The 19,467-nt window shown below is 39.8% G+C and carries 14 protein-coding genes; 11 read left to right on the forward strand and 3 right to left on the reverse strand.

Annotation, left to right across the window (positions count from 1 at the left end; translation table 11 throughout):
* Positions 1-75: 75 nt before the first annotated feature.
* From ilvG to ilvA, 5 genes are all read left to right on the forward strand, one after another.
* Positions 76-1,740 (forward strand): acetolactate synthase 2 catalytic subunit, encoded by a 1,665-nt coding sequence (gene ilvG, locus ESZ36_RS04490; RefSeq protein ID WP_146784102.1) that lies wholly within the window; start codon positions 76-78, stop codon positions 1,738-1,740.
* Position 1,741: 1 nt separating this feature from the next.
* Positions 1,742-2,020 (forward strand): acetolactate synthase 2 small subunit, encoded by a 279-nt coding sequence (gene ilvM, locus ESZ36_RS04495; RefSeq protein ID WP_146784105.1) that lies wholly within the window; start codon positions 1,742-1,744, stop codon positions 2,018-2,020.
* Between the two features lie 122 nt (positions 2,021-2,142).
* The gene (locus tag ESZ36_RS04500; protein WP_146784108.1) at positions 2,143-3,069 is read left to right on the forward strand and encodes a branched-chain amino acid transaminase; all 927 of its coding nucleotides are present in this window, start codon (positions 2,143-2,145) and stop codon (positions 3,067-3,069) included.
* A gap of 215 nt (positions 3,070-3,284) precedes the next feature.
* Positions 3,285-5,144: a dihydroxy-acid dehydratase gene (ilvD, locus tag ESZ36_RS04505; RefSeq protein WP_146784111.1), complete on the forward strand. Its 1,860-nt coding sequence runs from the start codon at positions 3,285-3,287 to the stop codon at positions 5,142-5,144.
* 287 nt (positions 5,145-5,431) lie between these two features.
* On the forward strand, positions 5,432-6,985 hold the full coding sequence (gene ilvA, locus ESZ36_RS04510; protein WP_146784115.1) for a threonine ammonia-lyase, biosynthetic: 1,554 nt from the start codon (positions 5,432-5,434) through the stop codon (positions 6,983-6,985).
* Positions 6,986-7,036: 51 nt separating this feature from the next.
* On the opposite strand, the gene ESZ36_RS04515 is transcribed toward ilvA, so the two are convergent.
* The 3 genes from ESZ36_RS04515 to ESZ36_RS04525 all read right to left on the reverse strand — a co-directional run bounded on the left by ESZ36_RS04515 (position 7,037) and on the right by ESZ36_RS04525 (position 9,899).
* Complete coding sequence (locus ESZ36_RS04515; RefSeq protein ID WP_146784118.1) at positions 7,037-7,459, reverse strand: hypothetical protein; 423 nt, start codon at positions 7,457-7,459, stop codon at positions 7,037-7,039.
* Between the two features lie 498 nt (positions 7,460-7,957).
* On the reverse strand, positions 7,958-8,623 hold the full coding sequence (locus ESZ36_RS04520; RefSeq protein WP_146784121.1) for an RNA polymerase sigma factor: 666 nt from the start codon (positions 8,621-8,623) through the stop codon (positions 7,958-7,960).
* A 103-nt stretch (positions 8,624-8,726) separates the two neighbouring features.
* Complete coding sequence (locus ESZ36_RS04525) at positions 8,727-9,899, reverse strand: hypothetical protein (protein WP_146784123.1); 1,173 nt, start codon at positions 9,897-9,899, stop codon at positions 8,727-8,729.
* Between the two features lie 1,289 nt (positions 9,900-11,188).
* Between ESZ36_RS04525 and ESZ36_RS04530 the strand changes: the two genes are divergently transcribed.
* From ESZ36_RS04530 to ESZ36_RS04555, 6 genes are all read left to right on the forward strand, one after another.
* The gene (locus ESZ36_RS04530; RefSeq protein ID WP_146784125.1) at positions 11,189-11,626 is read left to right on the forward strand and encodes a hypothetical protein; all 438 of its coding nucleotides are present in this window, start codon (positions 11,189-11,191) and stop codon (positions 11,624-11,626) included.
* Positions 11,627-11,746: 120 nt separating this feature from the next.
* Positions 11,747-13,210 carry a TolC family protein gene (locus tag ESZ36_RS04535; protein ID WP_146784128.1) on the forward strand — a complete coding sequence of 488 codons (1,464 nt, stop codon included), beginning with the start codon at positions 11,747-11,749 and terminating at the stop codon, positions 13,208-13,210.
* Complete coding sequence (locus ESZ36_RS04540) at positions 13,210-14,772, forward strand: efflux RND transporter periplasmic adaptor subunit (protein WP_146784131.1); 1,563 nt, start codon at positions 13,210-13,212, stop codon at positions 14,770-14,772. The genes ESZ36_RS04535 and ESZ36_RS04540 overlap by 1 nt, the downstream gene beginning before the upstream one ends.
* Positions 14,772-17,939, forward strand: coding sequence for an efflux RND transporter permease subunit (locus ESZ36_RS04545; RefSeq protein ID WP_146784134.1), 3,168 nt, complete (start codon positions 14,772-14,774; stop codon positions 17,937-17,939). Before ESZ36_RS04540 ends, ESZ36_RS04545 begins: the two co-directional genes overlap by 1 nt.
* 1 nt (position 17,940) lies before the next feature.
* Positions 17,941-18,819 carry a substrate-binding periplasmic protein gene (locus ESZ36_RS04550; protein WP_146784136.1) on the forward strand — a complete coding sequence of 293 codons (879 nt, stop codon included), beginning with the start codon at positions 17,941-17,943 and terminating at the stop codon, positions 18,817-18,819.
* Between the two features lie 62 nt (positions 18,820-18,881).
* On the forward strand, positions 18,882-19,463 hold the full coding sequence (locus ESZ36_RS04555) for a hypothetical protein (RefSeq protein ID WP_146784139.1): 582 nt from the start codon (positions 18,882-18,884) through the stop codon (positions 19,461-19,463).
* Positions 19,464-19,467 lie beyond the last annotated feature (4 nt).

A 19,467-nucleotide genomic window follows, 5' to 3' on the forward strand; every position in this document is an offset into this window, starting at 1 on the left:
CTTTTTAATTGATTTTTTATTAAAGATGAAGATGCTGGAAATACAGACATTAACAATATAACAATTGGAATCATCATGACCAAGAGTAAAACGCTAACAGGCGGCGCATTATTATTTGAAGTATTACAAGAGCACGGTGTTCAGCACGTTTTCGGCTACCCCGGCGGTGCCATAATGCCAATTTATGACGCTTTATACGATAGTGATGTAAAGCATTTTCTATGTCGTCACGAGCAAGGAGCAGCATTTTCTGCTGTAGGTTATGCGCGTGCTGCAGGTACTGTTGGTGTCTGTTTAGCGACCTCAGGTCCAGGGGCAACAAACTTGATTACCGGTCTTGCCGATGCGCTTGCCGATTCGATTCCAGTTGTTGCTATTACAGGACAAGTTCCTACTGCTGCGATGGGTAGTGATGCCTTCCAAGAAATTGATATTTTTGGTTTATCTCTTGCGTGTACTAAGCATTCTTTTCAAGTAACTGATATTAATGAGCTTGAAAAAGTATTGCATCAAGCCTTTGAAATTGCTTTAGAAGGTCGTCATGGACCCGTACTTGTTGATATTCCAAAAGACATTCAATTAGCAGAAGTAACTCAGCGTTTAGATAAACTGTCTCATTTAAAGAATAAAGTAAAATTACCCCTTGCAGATATCAGCAAAGCCCTTGATTTACTGACGCATGCTAAGCAACCTATTTTGTATGTAGGTGGTGGTGTTGGTATGGCTAACGCGGTAGAAGAAGTACGCGATTTTGCTGAAAAGACAGGTATGCCTAGTGTTTCGACATTAAAGGGATTGGGTGCAATAAATCCGGATAATGAAAACCACCTTGGTATGTTAGGTATGCACGGTACAAAAGCAGCTAACCTTGCGGTACAGCAAAGTGATTTATTAGTGGTAGTTGGCGCTCGTTTTGATGACCGAGTGACTGGCAAACTAGATGAATTTGCTCCGAATGCTAAAGTTATTCATTTTGATATTGATACCGCTGAAATTAATAAACGTCGTGATGCTGACGCTGCTATTTTAGGAGACTTAAAGGGTAACTTACCATTATTAACGACTGAATTAGACATAGCAGATTGGCAACAAAAATTGCAGCAAATGAACACTGACTTTGCTTGGCGATATGATCACCCCGGTGATAGTATTTTTGCCCCTGGCGTATTAAAAACAGTAAGCGACCTTATGCCGAGCAACACCTGTGTAACCACTGATGTTGGTCAACACCAAATGTGGGCCGCACAACATATGACATTTGATGATCCAAGCAACTTTTTAACCAGTGGCGGCATGGGTACTATGGGATTTGGTTTACCCGCAGCAATTGGTGCACAAATATCACGACCTCACGATACAGTAATAGCTGTATCGGGTGATGGTTCAATTATGATGAATGTACAAGAATTAGCTACGATTAAACGCTACCAAATCCCCGTGAAAGTCGTGTTAATTGATAACGCTAAACTAGGTATGGTTCGTCAATGGCAAGACCTATTCTTTGACGGCCGATTAAGCGAAACTGATTTGTCTGACAACCCTGACTTTGTCATGCTAGCCCAAGCGTTCGACATAAAATCACAGCTGATTACTAAAAAGAGTGAAGTTAAAGCTGCCATTGAAGAGATGCTAGATCATGATGGCCCTTATTTATTACAAGTAAAAATAGATGCAGCGGAAAATGTTTGGCCGCTAGTACCGCCAAATACAGCAAACGATAAAATGATGGAGAGTGTTTAATATGAGTTCTATGACGCTGAATAAGTATCAATTAATCATTATGGCTGATGATAAGCAGGTAGTATTGGAGCGAATTTTACAAGTCACTCGCTATCGCGGCTTTCTAATCAATGGTATGAATGCCGAAGTAAATACCGGTAACAATGTTGCCACAATTACTATGAGTGTTAGTAGTGAACGTCCTATTTCTTTGCTTATTGATCAAATAAACAAATTGATCGACATCAAGGGTGTCAAAGTGGACAATAGTGAAGTGCAAATACAACAACACAGCGCTTAAATAACACGGCGCTTAGACAACAAGTAATATAATAAAAATTCGCTCTCTACAAATTTACATTACTCTGACATTGGCGTCGGGGTTTGTTGGTTTTTCAAGAGCAACAAAATTAGGAAAAGATAATGGCTAAAGTAAATGCAGACTATATTTGGTTCAATGGTGAAATCATGCCGTGGCAAAATGCTACTGTTCATGTAATGAGTCATGCACTTCATTACGGTTCATCAGTTTTTGAAGGCATTCGTGCCTATGAAACACATAAAGGCACGTGTATCTTCCGTTTAGAAGAGCATATCAAGCGTTTATTTGATTCAGCAAAAATTTACCGAATGAATATTCCATACACGCAAGAAGAAGTTGTACAAGCCTGTAAAGATGCTGTTGTAAAAAACGATTTAAAATCAGCATATCTTCGTCCATTAGCCTTTTTAGGTGATATCGGTATGGGTCTTCGTCCACCTATCGATGCTAAAGCTGACCTTATGATTGCCGCATTTAGCTGGGAAGCATACTTAGGTGCAGACGCCATTGAGAATGGTGTTGATGTGGGCGTTTCTAGTTGGAACCGTTTAGCGCCAAATACAATGCCTACTGCAGCAAAAGCAGGTGGTAACTATTTGTCTTCACAGCTTATATCTACTGAAGCTGCTCGCCATGGTTATGCCGAAGGTGTAGCACTTGATGTGAATAACATGGTAAGTGAAGGCGCAGGTCAAAACTTATTTTTAGTACGTAACGGTGTTATTTATACTCCACCGGGCACAGCTTCTATTTTGCAAGGTTTAACACGAGATGCTGTTTTCTACTTGGCTAAGCAGTTAGGTTATGAAGTACGTGAAGAATCTATTGCACGTGAAGCACTATATCTTGCTGATGAATTCTTTATGTGTGGTACAGCTACTGAAGTAGTACCGGTTAAATCGGTAGATGGTTTACCTGTAGGTACTGGTTCTCGTGGTCCTATCACTAAAGCACTTCAAGAAGCCTTTTTTGGTATTTTTGATGGCACTACCAGCGTACCAGAAAGCTGGTTAGATCCTGTAAAATAAAATGCCTTTCGGCTCTAGTTCCTCGTTAGGAGTACTCACCTATATTCATAGGCTCCGTGCTCCTGACTTGTCTAGAGTCAAAATACAATTTTATTAACCTTCTTTATATAAAGTTATTTTAAAAGTTCATTTAGCTTAGTAATAACAAAGTGAATTTCCAAAATAATATTATTAAAAAATAAGTTCTCAAACTCACCAATTGGAATGTAAAAATCATGCCTAAATTAAGATCTGCAACTTCTACTCAAGGCCGTAACATGGCCGGTGCTCGTGCTTTATGGCGTGCAACAGGCATGACAGACGGCGACTTTGGGAAACCTATTATCGCGGTAGTGAACTCTTTCACTCAATTTGTACCCGGTCATGTGCATTTAAAAGACATGGGCCAATTAGTTGCCGGCGCTATTGAAGAAGCAGGCGGTGTTGCCAAAGAATTCAACACTATTGCGGTTGATGACGGTATCGCAATGGGTCACTCAGGTATGCTTTATAGCCTGCCTTCTCGTGATTTAATTGCTGACTCAGTTGAATACATGGTTAACGCACATTGTGCCGATGCCATGGTTTGTATATCAAACTGTGACAAGATTACTCCAGGCATGATGATGGCTGCAATGCGTTTAAACATCCCGGTAATTTTTGTTTCTGGTGGTCCAATGGAAGCCGGTAAAACAAAGCTTTCAGATCAAATTATCAAGCTTGATTTAGTTGATGCCATGATTAAAGGCGCGGATCCAACAGTAAGTGATGAAGACAGTGATAAAATCGAACGCTCTGCCTGTCCTACCTGTGGTTCATGCTCAGGTATGTTTACTGCCAATTCAATGAATTGTTTAGCTGAAGCATTAGGTTTAGCCTTACCGGGTAACGGTTCAATGTTGGCTACACATGCCGATAGAGAGAAATTATTTTTAGATGCTGGTAAAGAGATTGTCAAATTAACTAAGCGTTATTATCAAGATAACGATGAGTCTGCACTACCACGTAATATTGCCTGTAAAGAGGCTTTACACAATGCTATGTGTTTAGATATTGCGATGGGTGGTTCAACCAACACTATCTTGCATTTATTGGCAACAGCACAAGAAGCCGAAATTGATTACACCATGGATGACATGGATAAATTATCACGCATTGTGCCGCAATTATGTAAAGTAGCGCCTTCAACGCCTGAGTATCACATGGAAGACGTGCATCGCGCTGGTGGTGTCATTTCAATATTAGGTGAGTTATCACGTGCTGGTTTATTAAAAACAGATGTGCCTAATGTATTAGGTACCACGTTAGCCGATGTGATCGCCAAATATGATATTACGCTGACTGATGATGAAGACGTTAAAAAATTCTACCGTGCTGGCCCTGCTGGCATTCGTACCACTAAAGCATTTAGCCAAGATTGTCGTTGGGATACCTTAGACGATGATAGAGTAAATGGCTGTATTCGTAACCTTGAAAATGCCTTTTCGTTAGAAGGTGGTTTAGCGGTACTTTCAGGTAATATTGCCGTCGACGGCTGTGTGGTTAAAACCGCCGGTGTAAGTGACGACAATCTTGTATTTACCGGTCCTGCACACATTTTTGAAAGCCAAGATGATGCCGTAGCCGGTGTTTTAGACGGTAAAGTAGTCGCTGGTGAAGTGGTTGTTATTCGTTATGAAGGCCCTAAAGGCGGACCAGGCATGCAAGAAATGCTTTATCCAACGACTTACTTAAAGTCTATGGGTTTAGGTAAAGCCTGTGCCTTATTAACTGATGGTCGTTTCTCAGGTGGTACTTCAGGGTTATCCATTGGTCATGTTTCTCCTGAAGCAGCTGACGGCGGCACAATCGCCTTAGTTGAACAAGGCGATATCATTCATATTGATATTCCTACTCGTGAAATTACCTTACAAGTATCTGAAGCTGAACTTGATGCACGTCGTGCTGCAATGGAAGCTAAGGGTAAAAGTGCTTGGAAACCTGCTGATCGTGTTCGTCCAATTAGCTACGCACTTAAAAACTACGCAATGTTGGCAACCAGTGCAGACAAAGGCGCAGTACGTAACCGTGCGTTACTTGATGGTTTAGTCGATTAGTAACAAAAAAACTGCGCACAATACTGCTAAAGAGTAACTAGTGCTGATAAAGGTACTGTGCGTAACCGTGACTTATTAGATGGTCTAGTTGATAAGTCAAACTGAATAATTGTGCTAGAAAGGACAAAGAACTTTCAAGCTCAGCTAATATGATTTCGTCATTCCCGAGTTTTCTAACCGGGAATCTAGCTTTCAGATAATGGATGCTCGATATAATCAACTCGAGCATGACAATTTCATGGTTAGCTGCATTTTTTCAAGTGATTGACAGTAATTTAGGCAAAACCATGACAGAAACACTCAAACAAGTATCACCCCAAGAGCCATTAGATTATCTACGTCGTATTCTACTTGCCCCTATTTATGACCTAGCCGTTGAAACCGAACTGACGGCTTGCAACAAATTATCCTCCCGTTTAAATAACCACATTTATTTAAAACGTGAAGATCAGCAACCCGTACATTCGTTTAAGTTACGTGGCGCTTACAACAAACTCAATAGTTTAACTGAAGAGCAATGCATTCATGGTGTTATCGCGGCTTCTGCTGGTAATCATGCACAGGGTTTAGCACTAGCCGCTAAAAAACTGGGTATTAAGGCAACTATCGTCATGCCCAAAACGACCCCTGATATTAAGGTGGACAATGTAAGACGCTTTGGTGGTGAGGTACGATTAGTTGGCAATAGTTTCAATGAAGCACAAGCCGCTTCAATCGAATATGCCAAAGCAGAAAACAAAACCCTGGTTCATCCCTTTGACGATGTTGAAGTCATAATTGGCCAAGGTACTGTGGCTAAAGAACTGTTACAACAATTACCCCAAGCTGATGTGGTTTTTATACCTGTAGGCGGAGGCGGTCTACTTGCGGGTATGGCGGTTTACTTAAAACAGCTAAACCCCAGAACTAAAATTATCGGTGTAGAAGCTGAAGATTCAGCTTGTCTAAAAGCAGCACTCGAAGCAGGAGAGCCCGTTGATTTAACTCAAGTAGGTTTGTTTGCCGATGGCGTTGCCGTTAAACGTATTGGTGAAAATACCTTTGGTTTGATTCAAGAGTTTTGTGATGAAGTGATCACAGTTTCAACCGATGAAATTTGTGCATCTATTAAAGATATTTTCGAAGAAACACGCGTTATTGCCGAGCCAGCTGGTGCATTATCTTTAGCGGGTTTACAAAAATATTGTCTGACCAGCAAAGGTAATGAATCTTTAGCAGCAATACTTTCAGGCGCAAACATGAACTTTCATACCTTGCGCTATGTATCGGAGCGTTGTGAATTAGGTGAAAAGAAAGAAGCGATATTAGCGGTTACTATTCCCGAAGAAAAAGGAAGTTTTAAACGGTTTTGCCAATCTATAGGTAACCGTGCCATTACCGAGTTCAACTATCGTTATTCTGGTAAACCTAGTGCTGAAATTTTTGTCGGTGTTCGTCTTGGCGGCAGTGTGGAAGAACGTCAAGAGTTACTGCAAGGGCTAGAAAGCGCAAATTATCAAGTGAGAGATTTTACTGATAATGAACTAGCTAAATTGCACGTTCGCTACATGATTGGTGGAAAAACGCCTCATTCAGCGAAGAACGGTAACGATGAGCGACTCTTTAGTTTTGAGTTTCCTGAACATCCGGGAGCGTTAGAAAAATTCTTAGCCGCTATGGGGGAATACTGGAATATCACCTTATTTCATTACCGTAATCATGGCGCAGCATTTGGTCAGGTACTTGCTGGTTTCGATCTTGAGAAAAGTCAGCAGAACGAATTCTTCCAACATCTTGATGACCTTGGCTATCAGTGGCAAGAAGAAACTGACAACCTCGCTTATCAGACATTTTTGAATTAATGCAGAAGAGCCAATAAAGTTGATACTTTATTGGCTCTTTTCTTTTAAGTATTACTTAGCTGGAATAGCCGCATCAATTTTCTTCAACGACCGTAAGAATAGACCTAATCCGCCCATAGCCAGTATCAAAATAACAATTAAGTCAAAAGAGGTCATAGTTCTAAAGCTAAAACGAATAGAGGAAATTACGCCAAAGATAAGACCTGTGATAGAGCCTAGCGCTAACAGCCAACCAATAGGGTTCTTACTGTTATAAAAAATAATCCCGACACCAAACATAAAAGGGATCATAACCATACCACTCGTTACGCTATAATTTCCGCCCATAGCAGAGAAGCCATAAAGACGCATCCCCATACCAAAACTAGAACTTACCGTAATTGCATTAAGCAGCAGGTAAAAACCACCGCACATCATGATCAATCCAATAAAAAACTGTCCTAAACCACCTGATGTCCCACCTGCTCCGCGCATAAAGTCTCTTCTTTCACTATGTTAGTTATTGTGTTTTTTATAGATAGTACCTGAGCAAAGGTAATAATGGCAAGACTTTGATTGGACGTCATAAATAACCTAAACTCTGGATAAGCAGCACTTGCTCAACATTCCCATTTTTGTGGTTCTCATCGTTAAAACGTCGATAAATAGCCAGCTATTCATAAACTTTTTGCCTTGATAACCTCAGAAATTGAAACATTGATCGGACATTTAACTACATTGTTCCTGCTAATTTTTCTGTGTTACAACCTAATCTATTGATTTTAAATAAACATCAAGCACTCATTATCCAGAGTTCTGGTTAAATAATGAGTTGAGCTTGGGTTATACGAACTACTGATAAGTTAAATATCAAAGATATTTAACTGCTATTCAACCTGATCATACATTTTTCGACCAGACCGTGGAAACAAGATAAAATGTATATTTACACTCATATGTCATTGTTTCAGGCAATAACCTAGTTTTTAAACTTTATCGACTTTCCTGTTTGATAACAGCCATTACATTGCGCGTTATGTTGTCACAGCGATCACCAGCAAATTCATACAAGCTAAGCTTCTGTTCGGTGAGTACCTCCCCTATTTCGATTTTTAACATTTTTTTAGCTCGATGAAAGCGTACTTTTACAACGTTATATTCAAGTGAAAGTATTTGAGCAATGTCATTTATCGCCATTTTTTCAATGGCACGTAAAATAAAGATCGCACGATAATTTATAGGTAATGCGTTAATTAATTGTTCTAGCGTAGCTTTAGTTTGTTGATTCGCAATAGCGTCATGAATGGGCTCGGCGGCAGTATCAAGTTCAATTAAATTAAACACTTCTTTCTCCTCTTTATAGCTTAAGCGACTAGATTTTCTTAAACGCATCAAAGCAATATTTCGCGTTATAGTGGCAATCCAAGTCATAAAACCTTTTGGTCCCTTAAAGGTAGCGAGTTTTTGATAAGCAGTAATGTGCGCTTCTTGCACAATATCCATCGCCTCATCGTCATCAGCAAAAATGCCTTTGGCTATGCGAAACATAAGCTGGTTATAGCGACGTATTACGACTTCGTACGCATTAATATTGCCCGCTAAAATATGCGTAATGAGTTGGTAGTCTTCTGTTGTCGTTAAAGAATCCATTTCGGTCATGTGTTTGCCTGTAAATCACGTTTAAGTTAACTTTTTTTACTTCATTTTTTTAAGATTACCGCCATGGTATTTTAATACATGGCAGTATGCAGCCTGAGCCTATTTACAATGATAGTAAATATTGTACTAAATCATCTTTTTCAGAAGGCATTAACCCTAAAGCCAAGTGATTATTATAATGCTCGACTACATCAAGTAAGGTCGCGGCGCTACCATCATGAAAATATGGCGGATGCTGCCACACGCCTGCCAATGGCGTAGTACGGTATTTTCCGGTAAGACTTCGGCTGGCTAACGTTGGGTCTGTACCGACAACGTCTGGATAATGAAGCTGTGTGCCAGCATCTGTAAATTTATCGCCGCTATGACAAGAACCACAGTTGCCTTGATTATTAAAGACCACCTTGCCTCGCGTAGCCGCATCACTATCAAAACTCCCTTCAGGGGCTTTAGGGGCATTTAAGGAAAATTGATAAGCTTCTAAGGCAGGCAGTTTTTCGGTAAGTAAATCAGGATCGTGCATAATATTGAGTCCTAACCTTTCATCAATAAAATTACCTTGTGCGCCCATTTGTGTCACGGCAACATAAGCATTCCAATATGAAATACTTCCTTCACCCGTATAGGTTGCTAATGCGACGTCTTTTAAGCCATAAGCTGGTGGTATTACGGTAGGATCATTAAGACCATCTTGATTCCAATACGCATCATACTTACCAGCGCCCCAAGATAGCAGTACGTCTTGCGTCGCCTGATCTTGTAAAGCTGGTGACAATGACAAAATAACACCAGGATTTAGATCTCTATTTGCCCAGCCATCTAATCGCTTACCAATGCCTGGAGCAACGGAGTCATCAACTGTTGAGTGACACAAGGCACAAGTCGCCCCGAGGCTAACTAAGGTATCTTTACCATTAATTTCTTGAACATCACCTTGTAAACCAACAACTGCATTGAGCTTTAATAAGGTGATAGTTGTGGCGGGGTCAGTAAGATCAACCGTTTGTAATACCCCTTCAGGTAATACCTCAGAATCAACTTTAAGGCCGACTGATAAAGCAGTTACCGGATCGACTGCGCCAGCAACTACATTGTGTAATTGCAACGTATCTGTCCATAGTTGCTCATCGCCAAAGGTATCAAAGCGAAATATTTCTTTGCCTTGTGAAACCAGTTCAGGATCTAACATTGTTTCTTTTTTGGATGATTCATTACATCCTGACAGCCCTAATAATATCAGGGGTATGAGCGTAATTATCTTGCTTGTATGTTTCATGTTGCTCTCATATTTTCTAATAAGTGTAATTAATAGATGTATGAGTTAAGAAAAAGTAACAAAGATATTGAAAAAATTGTTAGAAAATAAAGGCTGCTCTGTGCGCAAAGCGGGAGAAGAATTTTTAAATTGTTTGTGTTAGTCGAAGTCGACTGTACACCCGTTAGTTGACTTAAACAGCTCGACAGCTAACTTAATAATCATTGGCATAGCGGACGTTCTCAAAATCGGTTTTGAGACTACTTTCATTATCAAAAAACAAAATACAGTAATAGAACTAGAACAATATCTTTGACTGCTTCAACTCATTCCTGCCGTTCGTCTTCTCTATATGAACGTTTATGTTTGGCTATATTACGAAATCGTGTCCGATATGCCTTAACAACTTCTCTTAGTCGTTTCTAATTCAATTGGATCGCATGAGACTGAAGATCCTCGGTGCTGTTTAGAAGGTTTTTATCCAAAGATTGTCGCGCGGGATCTGTATTTATTATTGAATATAACAATGAGGTATAGCGTTATTAACGCAGAGTAAGTTTAGGTTGTAACTCGACGCTACCGTCAAAATCAACGGCCATCAGTTCTTTATGGTTTAGTAGTACAGCGAGCACATCGCCACGGTAGACATTACGCACAAACAGAAGCCTCGCTCCACAGCGCTGTAAATGGTCGACCTCGAAATGCTGGACAAAAGAGAGGCCATTGTACATTTCGTTTGATGTGACGCGCCCACGACGTTCGTATGATGATGACATATATAGATCTCCCAGTAATGATAGGCGTATGGCATGAAAAAAGACTGTCAATGTTAAAAGTACTAAAAATTATAGGTTCGATGGACGGAAAAGACTAGTCCGATGAGCTAAGCAATTATTATGAATATGTGCATAGTCATATGTTTCGACCTATTGGCACTCTATCGCTCGTTTTTATTGTTATTCCTAATCACCAAAAAATCTCAGCCATTTTTAAATGACATTAAAAGATAATTATAATTTAAATTTTTTATTCCGCTTTACTCATTAAGCCATGCCAATGCTATTATGTGAACGACAGCAAAGTTGGCTGAGTTACCAGCCAGACAGATCAACTTATTGGTAAAAGTTATCATCAATGGTTAGTGTTTTAAGTCCATTAACACAACTCGACATTGGAAATATATTTAATAGATTTGGTATTATTGCTATCTTCTTTTCATTGATGCTAGAATTAAAAGAAATCTTATTACCTAGTTATTAAGTATTTAATACCTAGCTAATAGTAACTCACTCATAATCTAAGTGTTGCTTGTGCCTACTTTTATAAATAAAACAATGATGGTAATAGTGCTTTGTTTGATCTTTATCGGTCAATCAATGGCATCAATGACTATGTTTTATAGCATGACAAGTATGCAACAAAGTGAGCAAATGATGACTAAAATGTCATCGATGAAAGGTTCAAATCATCACAGCACACAGAGAAACAACACTGCCCACGACATGAGTGCCATGTCTGATTGTGACGAAGAAATGATGACAAAAAAAACTTGTTCTTCTATGTCTTCTGAAAGTTGTTGTGAACAAGAATGTGATTGTTTAACAAGCGGATGCTCAACTGTATCGGCATTTTCAATGATTATCAATTACACCCCTGTATTTGCAACACCGAGTAAAATAAAGTCACTCAATACCATTACCACAAGTCAAACACTTACCTCCCTTTATAGACCACCAATTCTGAGCTAATCACAGTCTCATTGCGTCTACATTTTGCTGTATAAATTTTATAGTTGATCACTTAAAAAGTATCGCTGATGCAAAAAACCGTCTCGTCATTACCGTAAAGTATTCCCTCAGGAGGGAGTCATGTTTTTATTTTCTTTTCCCGTTCAAGCTCGCACAACTGTTGCCAGCATCATCACATTAAGTTTGTTATGTGTTGTTAGCCCTACTCTTCAAGCTGCTGATAATCAAAAAGTTTGGTCATTTAATAGCACAGTGAAAACCGCACAAAAAAACGACCCTTGGCTCACGGGCAATAAACACCAGCAACAAGCCGTTGAGGCCCTGAGCAATGCAGCTTCAAGTTTACCTGACCCTAAAATGTCAGTCGCATTTGCAAACCTGCCTACCGATGGTTTTGATTTTTCTCAAGAAGGTATGACACAGCTAAAGGTGGGTATTACCCAAATGTTTCCTCGTGGTGATAGCCTGACAATAAAGAATCAGCAATTACGTATTCAAAGTGAAGCCTATCCCTTTCAACGTAGCGACAGAGAAGCCAAAGTTGCGGTTACGGTTGGCAGTTTGTGGCTTGATGCTTATAACGTTCAACAAAGTATTATCCTGATTGAACAAAACCGCTCCTTGTTCGAGCAATTAGCTGATGTTGCCCAAGCCAGCTATTCTTCAACCTTAGGTAAAACACGTCAACAAGATATTGTTCGTGCACAGCTAGAGTTAACGCAACTCGATGATCGACTAGATATACTCGCGCAACAGCAAAATGCTTATTTAGGTATGTTATCGCAATGGCTATCAACTGCTTTTATTGCTAATACAGTGCAAGTAAACATGAGTGAGGTCGGTCAACTACATAATATGAAATTGGCTAAAAAACTGCCTCAGTTAGATTTGCTTCATAAAGATTTGCTCCAATCGGGTTCAGCCCGTTCAAATTTAAAAAGTAATGATCTGAGTAATAACCCTTGGTTATCTGTTGAAGAACTGACTCAAGTTTTTGCTAAGCACCCTGCAATTATTGCCTTAGATAAAAAAATACTAGCGACAAAAACAGGTATAAATTTGGCAGAACAAGCCTATCAACCAGAATGGGGCATTAACGCAAGTTATGGCTATCGTGATGATGATGCCATGGGTAATAATCGAGCAGATTTATTTTCTGTTGGGGTTACTTTCGATTTACCATTGTTTACTGATAACCGTCAAGATATGACCGTAAAATCAGCGGTTTCAGCGACAGAAGCGGTAAAAACAGAAAAGGTATTATTACTACGCCGATTACTCGGTGCTTTCTCTAGTGCGCAAGGACGTTTATCACGATTGAATAATCGTAAAACACTTTACCAAACAAGACTGTTACCGCAAGTTAACGACCAAGCAGAAGCCTCATTAACAGCATATACCAATGATGATGGCGATTTTTCAGAAGTAGTAAGATCACGTATTGCCGTACTCAACGCTGAGATCGAACAACTAAAAATTGCCGTTGAACAGCAAAAAATAATCTTAGAACTGAATTACCTCTTTGTCGGTAATTTGGCTACGAACAATACACCGGCAGACTTTGCTATAGGTGAGGAAAAATAATGACTATCAATAAAGAAACCAACAACTCAGTAAAACGTCCACCGTTAAAAACCGGACTAGTTGCGTTAACAAGTTTAGTCTTAGGGATAATAATAACCTTAACAGTGATAACTTTTTTACCTTCAAAACCAACCACTGTTGATAATAGTACAGAAGAAAATAGACCCTTGTACTGGGTAGCGCCAATGGATGCAAATTTCAGACGTGATCAACCTGGTCAATCCCCTATGGGAATGGATTTGATCCCTTATTACGGTAGTCAAAATAATACGATTGATGAAGGCCCTGGTACTATAAAAATATCGCCGAGTGTTATTAACAACTTAGGTGTACGTACTACTACGGCAACTTACCGCCCACTAAAAACCACGATAGAAACCGTTGGTTACGTCACTTATGATGAAGACAAATTAGTGAATATTCACCCACGTATTGCAGGCTGGGTTGAAAAGCTCTACATCAACGCTATTGGTGATCCGGTTAAAAAAGGACAACCGCTTTATGACATCTATTCTCCTGAATTGGTCAATGCTCAAGAAGAATTACTGCTCGCGCTAGATCGAAAAAATAAACGTTTAATTATCGCGGCGGAAAATCGTCTTATCGCGCTACAAATTCCTCGTAACGCCATTAATACATTAAAAAAAGATAAAAAAGTACAACTAAATGTCACCTTTTACGCACCACAAAATGGTGTGGTAGAGAGCTTATTTGTCAGACAAGGTTTTTACGTCAAACCAGAAACCATGATGTTGTCCATAGTAGATTTAACGCAGGTATGGGTGAAAGCAGAAGTTTTTGAGCACGATGTCTTTAAAGTTGTCATGGGCGATAGTGCTAGCATGCGTTTAGATTATTTGCCCTCTAAACAATGGTTCGGTAAAGTTGAACACGTGCATCCCATGTTAAACCCAAAAACTAGAACCGGTATTGTTAGGCTGCATTTTAATAACCAGAATGGTGATTTAAGACCTAATATGTTCGCGCAAATTTCAATAGCGATCAACGACAACGAATCTGCTTTGCAAGTACCAAAAGAAGCCGTTATTCGTACTGGTAACCAAGACAGAGTTGTTTTGGCGCTAGGCGATGGTTACTTTAAGTCGATCGCGGTGAAAATTGGTCGTTTTGATCGTGATAATATCGAGATTATTTCTGGTCTTTCTGTTGGAGAGAAAGTGGTCAGTTCTGCACAATTTCTTCTCGACTCTGAATCTAGCAAAACGTCTGACTTTAACCGTATGTATATTGAAGAATTTAAGCCTGATGATTCAACAGCCGAAACGAATAACGACGTTTCTTCAGCAACTGTGCATGGCACGGTTACTTCGGTAATGACCGGTCACCGCATGGTCACTATCAATCGTGAAGCAATTGAAAAATGGAATAGAGAGCCTGCTAGTGTAGATTTCATGGTAAGTGAATCCGTTGATATGGCACTATTTACTGTTGATGCTTATTTAATGTTTACCTTCGAAATTAAAGACGGTGAATTTACCATTGTTAGCGCTATGGCAATGAAACAAGGCATGTTGCACGACATGACTCAGGGAGAGAAATAATGATTGCTGCCATTATTCGTTGGTCAGTAGGCAATCGTTTCTTTGTCATACTAGCCACTATGATTTTAGTGGGCGTAGGTTTGTATTCAGTAAAAAATACGCCTATTGATGCATTGCCTGATTTATCTGATGTGCAAGTTATTATCAAAACGAGTTATCCCGGACAAGCACCGCAAGTGGTTGAAGATCAGGTAACTTATCCGCTTACTACCGCCATGTTGTCAGTACCTGGCGCGGTAACTGTGCGTGGTTTCTCTTTTTTTGGTGATTCTTATGTCTATATTATTTTTGAAGAGGATACTGATCTTTATTGGGCTCGTTCTCGCGTATTAGAATATTTAAGTCAGGTATCTTCTAACCTGCCTAGTGATGCAAAACCACAATTAGGCCCTGATGCTACAGGCGTTGGTTGGGTATACCTATATTCCTTGATCGACAAAACTGGCCAACATGATTTAAGTCAATTACGTAGCTTACAAGATTGGTTTTTAAAATATGAACTGCAAACTGTAAAAGGCGTTTCAGAGGTAACCGCACTAGGCGGCATGGTTAAGCAATACCAAGTGCAAGTTAACCCTGACAAGCTACGTGCTTTTGGCATTCCACTCTCTCTTATTCAAACTGCCATTAAACAAGGCAACCAAGAGATTGGCGCTTCCGTAGTAGAAATGGCCGAAGCTGAATACATGGTAAGGGCAACGGGCTACCTAAAAGGCGTAGAAGACCTTGAAAATATTCCCTTAGGTGTCAATAAAAACGGTACACCATTGTTACTTAAAGATGTTGCAGAAATAGGCACTGGTCCACAAATGCGCCGTGGCATTGCCGAGCTTAATGGTGAGGGTGAAACCGTTGGCGGCATTGTGGTGATGCGCTTTGGTGAAAATGCTCAGCAGGTCATTAACGGCGTAAAGGCTAAACTAGAACAATTGAAAAAAGGCTTACCTGAAGGGGTAGAAATTGTTCCTGTATATGACAGATCGGCGTTAATTGAGCGTGCAGTGAGCAACTTAGCGATGAAGCTTTTAGAGGAGTTTGGTGTTGTCGCTTTAGTTTGCGTCATTTTCCTCTTTCATCTCCGTTCTTCTTTAGTGGTGATCATTAGCATTCCTGTCGGTATTTTAACAGCCTTTATCGTAATGCATGCACAAGGTTTGAATGCCAACATCATGTCTCTTGGTGGCATTGCTATTGCCATTGGCGCTATGGTTGATGGTGCGATTGTGATGATTGAAAACATGCACAAGCACATGGAGCGCTTACCCCAAGATCAGCCCTTATCAAACGATAAACGTTGGCAGATTGTGATTGATTCCGCTAGCGAAGTAGGCCCGGCATTATTCTTTAGCTTACTCATTATCACGGTCAGCTTTGTGCCTGTATTTACCCTTGAAGCGCAAGAAGGTCGAATGTTTTCACCACTCGCTTTCACCAAAACCTATGCAATGGCTGCGGCGGCGGCGTTAGCTATTACCTTGATACCAGTATTAATGGGTTATTTTATTCGTGGTAAAGTACTCGCTGAACATAAAAACCCAGTGAATAAATTCTTAACTGCATTGTACCTACCTGCGCTCAAAACAGTATTACGCTTTCCTAAAGTTACCTTAACTGCCGCCGTAGTCGTGCTTATCATTGGTTTATATCCGTTAGATAAAATAGGCAGTGAATTCATTCCACCTCTTGATGAAGGTGATTTGATGTATATGCCTACCACTTATCCTGGAATATCTATCGGTCAAGCAAGACAGTTACTGCAACAAACCGACAAGCTGATTAAAACGGTACCTGAAGTAAAAACCGTTTTTGGTAAAATGGGACGCGCTGAAACAGCAACGGATCCTGCACCGTTAACTATGATAGAAACCTTCATTCAATTTAAGCCTAAAAGTGAATGGCGAGAAGGTATGACTAGCGCTAGTTTGAAAAAAGAACTTGATGCGATAGTAAAACTCCCCGGTGTCACAAATGCCTGGGTTATGCCAATAAAAACCCGTATAGATATGTTAGCTACAGGGATAAAAACACCTGTAGGCATTAAAATATCGGGGCCAAAACTTGAAACGATTCAATCCATTGGTCAACAGCTTGAAAGTATCTTGGCCAAAGTACCTGGTACAGCTTCAGTATATTCTGAGCGTGTTGCTGGCGGTCGCTATATCAAAGTTGATATTCAACGCGGCAAAGCGGCTCGTTATGGTTTAAATATTAGTGATATTCAACAAGTGGTTGCCACCGCAATTGGCGGTATGAATGTTACCAATACAGTAGAAGGTTTAGAGCGTTATCCTGTTAGTTTACGTTATCCCCAAGATTACCGAGACTCACCAGAGCAGCTTTCACAATTACCTATTGTTACGCCCAATGGTCAGCGAATTTCGTTAGGCGATGTTGCCCATATATTTATTGAAGATGGTCCGCCTGGTATTAAATCAGAGAATGCCAGATTAACGGGCTGGGCTTTCATTGACTTGGCTGATACCAAAGGGGTTGATGTTGGCAGTTACGTGAACCATGCACAAACGGTACTAGATAAGGAATTGAAACTTCCTACAGGTTATTCTATTACTTGGGCAGGTCAGTATGAATACATGCAGAGGGCGAAAGCCAAACTGACTTATGTTGTCCCATTAACGCTGGCAATTATCATTGTATTACTGTATCTAAACTTTCGTAATGTCATTGAAGTCGCCATGATTTTAGGTACGCTACCACTTGCTATGGTGGGGAGTATTTGGTTAATGTACTTACAAGGTTTCAACTTCTCTGTCGCAGTAGGTGTTGGTTTTATTGCCCTAGCTGGAGTTGCAGTAGAAATTGGCGTTATTATGCTGGTTTACTTAAATCAAGCGTATAATGCTTTATTGGCCGATAATGCCACAACAGGAAAAATGATAACAAAAGCAGATATTTCACAGGCAGTACTTCATGGGGCAGGTTTAAGAGTAAGACCTGTTATGATGACCGGAGGAACGGTTATTGTTGGCTTATTACCCATATTATATGGCACAGGAACCGGCTCAGAAGTGATGAGTCGAATTGCTGCACCTATGGTAGGTGGTATGGCAAGCGCTATGTTGTTGACCTTGCTCGTTTTACCCGCGCTCTATTATTTGTGGCGCTCTACCAATTTACCTACGACTACGGTTGAAGTTCAAGAAAAATAACATGATAAAACATACTAAAAATCTTATACCACTTAGTCTCGCATTCTTGGTTATATGCGCAAGCATTCTTACTAAGCCTGTCCAGGCAAAAGTATTAGTTGTCGCTTCTGATGAATGGTGTCCTTATGTCTGTGATAATGCGAATCTTCCAGGATTTTTAGTTGAAATAGTGACAGAGATCGCGGCTAAAAACAGCCTTAAAGTAAAGTTTGCTTTAACGCCTTTAGCAAGAGCACTAGACCTCACTGAAAAGGGTAAAATAGACATAGTTCTTGGTTTAACGCCACAGCATGTAAGTGACTTTCAGCTGCAAAAAAGTCACTTAAGCTTTGGTGGTTTATATAATGATTTTTATGTACGTGCTACTGACCCATGGCGCTTTCAAAGTATTACTGACTTAGAAGGCGCGTTAAAAAACAATGCTGTTTTTGGTACTATCAATGGCTATGAGTACGGCGAAAAAATCGAGAATTTACTTAAAGATAATGCTGCACATGTATTCTCTGCTAGTGGTAATTCCCCATTGCAAAAACAATTGAGAATGTTGCGTTTAGGGCGATTAGATATTTTATTGGACTCAAGATTTACTGTGCAATATCAGCTATCTAAGTTGTCACAAAAAACATCACAGTTAAAAACATCAACTACGTCCGATCCAACAATCGTTTATGCCGGCACTGAAGGAATTTTTATTCCGCTGTTTTTAGGGTTTTCACCTTTACTGAGTAAAGAATACATACAAATTTTCGATTATGGCTTAAGTAACCTTAGAGAAAATGGGCAGTTAAACAGAATTTTAGCAAAATATGGCGTGAGAGATTGGCATCAGCAATCTGTTACGCTTCAAGATAAAGAATCATCACTATTAATGGAGGGATAAAGTCTTTTTTGAAAGGCTACCCTGATTCATTATTACCCTAAACATTAATTTTAAGACTATAAATGCACTTTTTCAAAAAAATAATACTTACTAGCTTGGTTAATTTTCTAACCATATTTGTTGTGTCTGCCAGTGCAGATATCACTCAGGTACCTTTAGATAAATACCAATGGAGCTATGACACAGACCCGTATGGTAGTGAAGCCATTATTAACGAAAAGCTTATTAGACATGGCGGTATTTGGATCAAATTTAAGCGAGTGCCCCGCGTTGATGCTAAGCGTAATTCATGGGTTGAATTAATTTACAGGTTACCTAGCGCTTCTTTGGCTGGTAGCCAGAAAATACGTTTAACCTACCAATGTGATATTGCTCTCATTATTAAATTATCACAGCGAGAATACGGTAAAAATGGCGATCAAAGTTATGCTCATTACCAAATAGAGTTACCACCGACAAACCAGTGGTCAACTAAGGAAGTTGATTTAAAAGACTTCTCACGACCAGAATGGATACCCGCCAGCGCAACAGATTATGGTTTATTACCTGAACATATTGATGCAATTTATTTGACACCAAGCATGACAGATACAGACGGTGGAGAAGCTATTTTACAAGTACGTTCGATTGAGTTAATACCTTAAATAC

This window comes from Colwellia demingiae, assembly GCF_007954275.1.
Classification (GTDB): domain Bacteria; phylum Pseudomonadota; class Gammaproteobacteria; order Enterobacterales; family Alteromonadaceae; genus Colwellia; species Colwellia demingiae.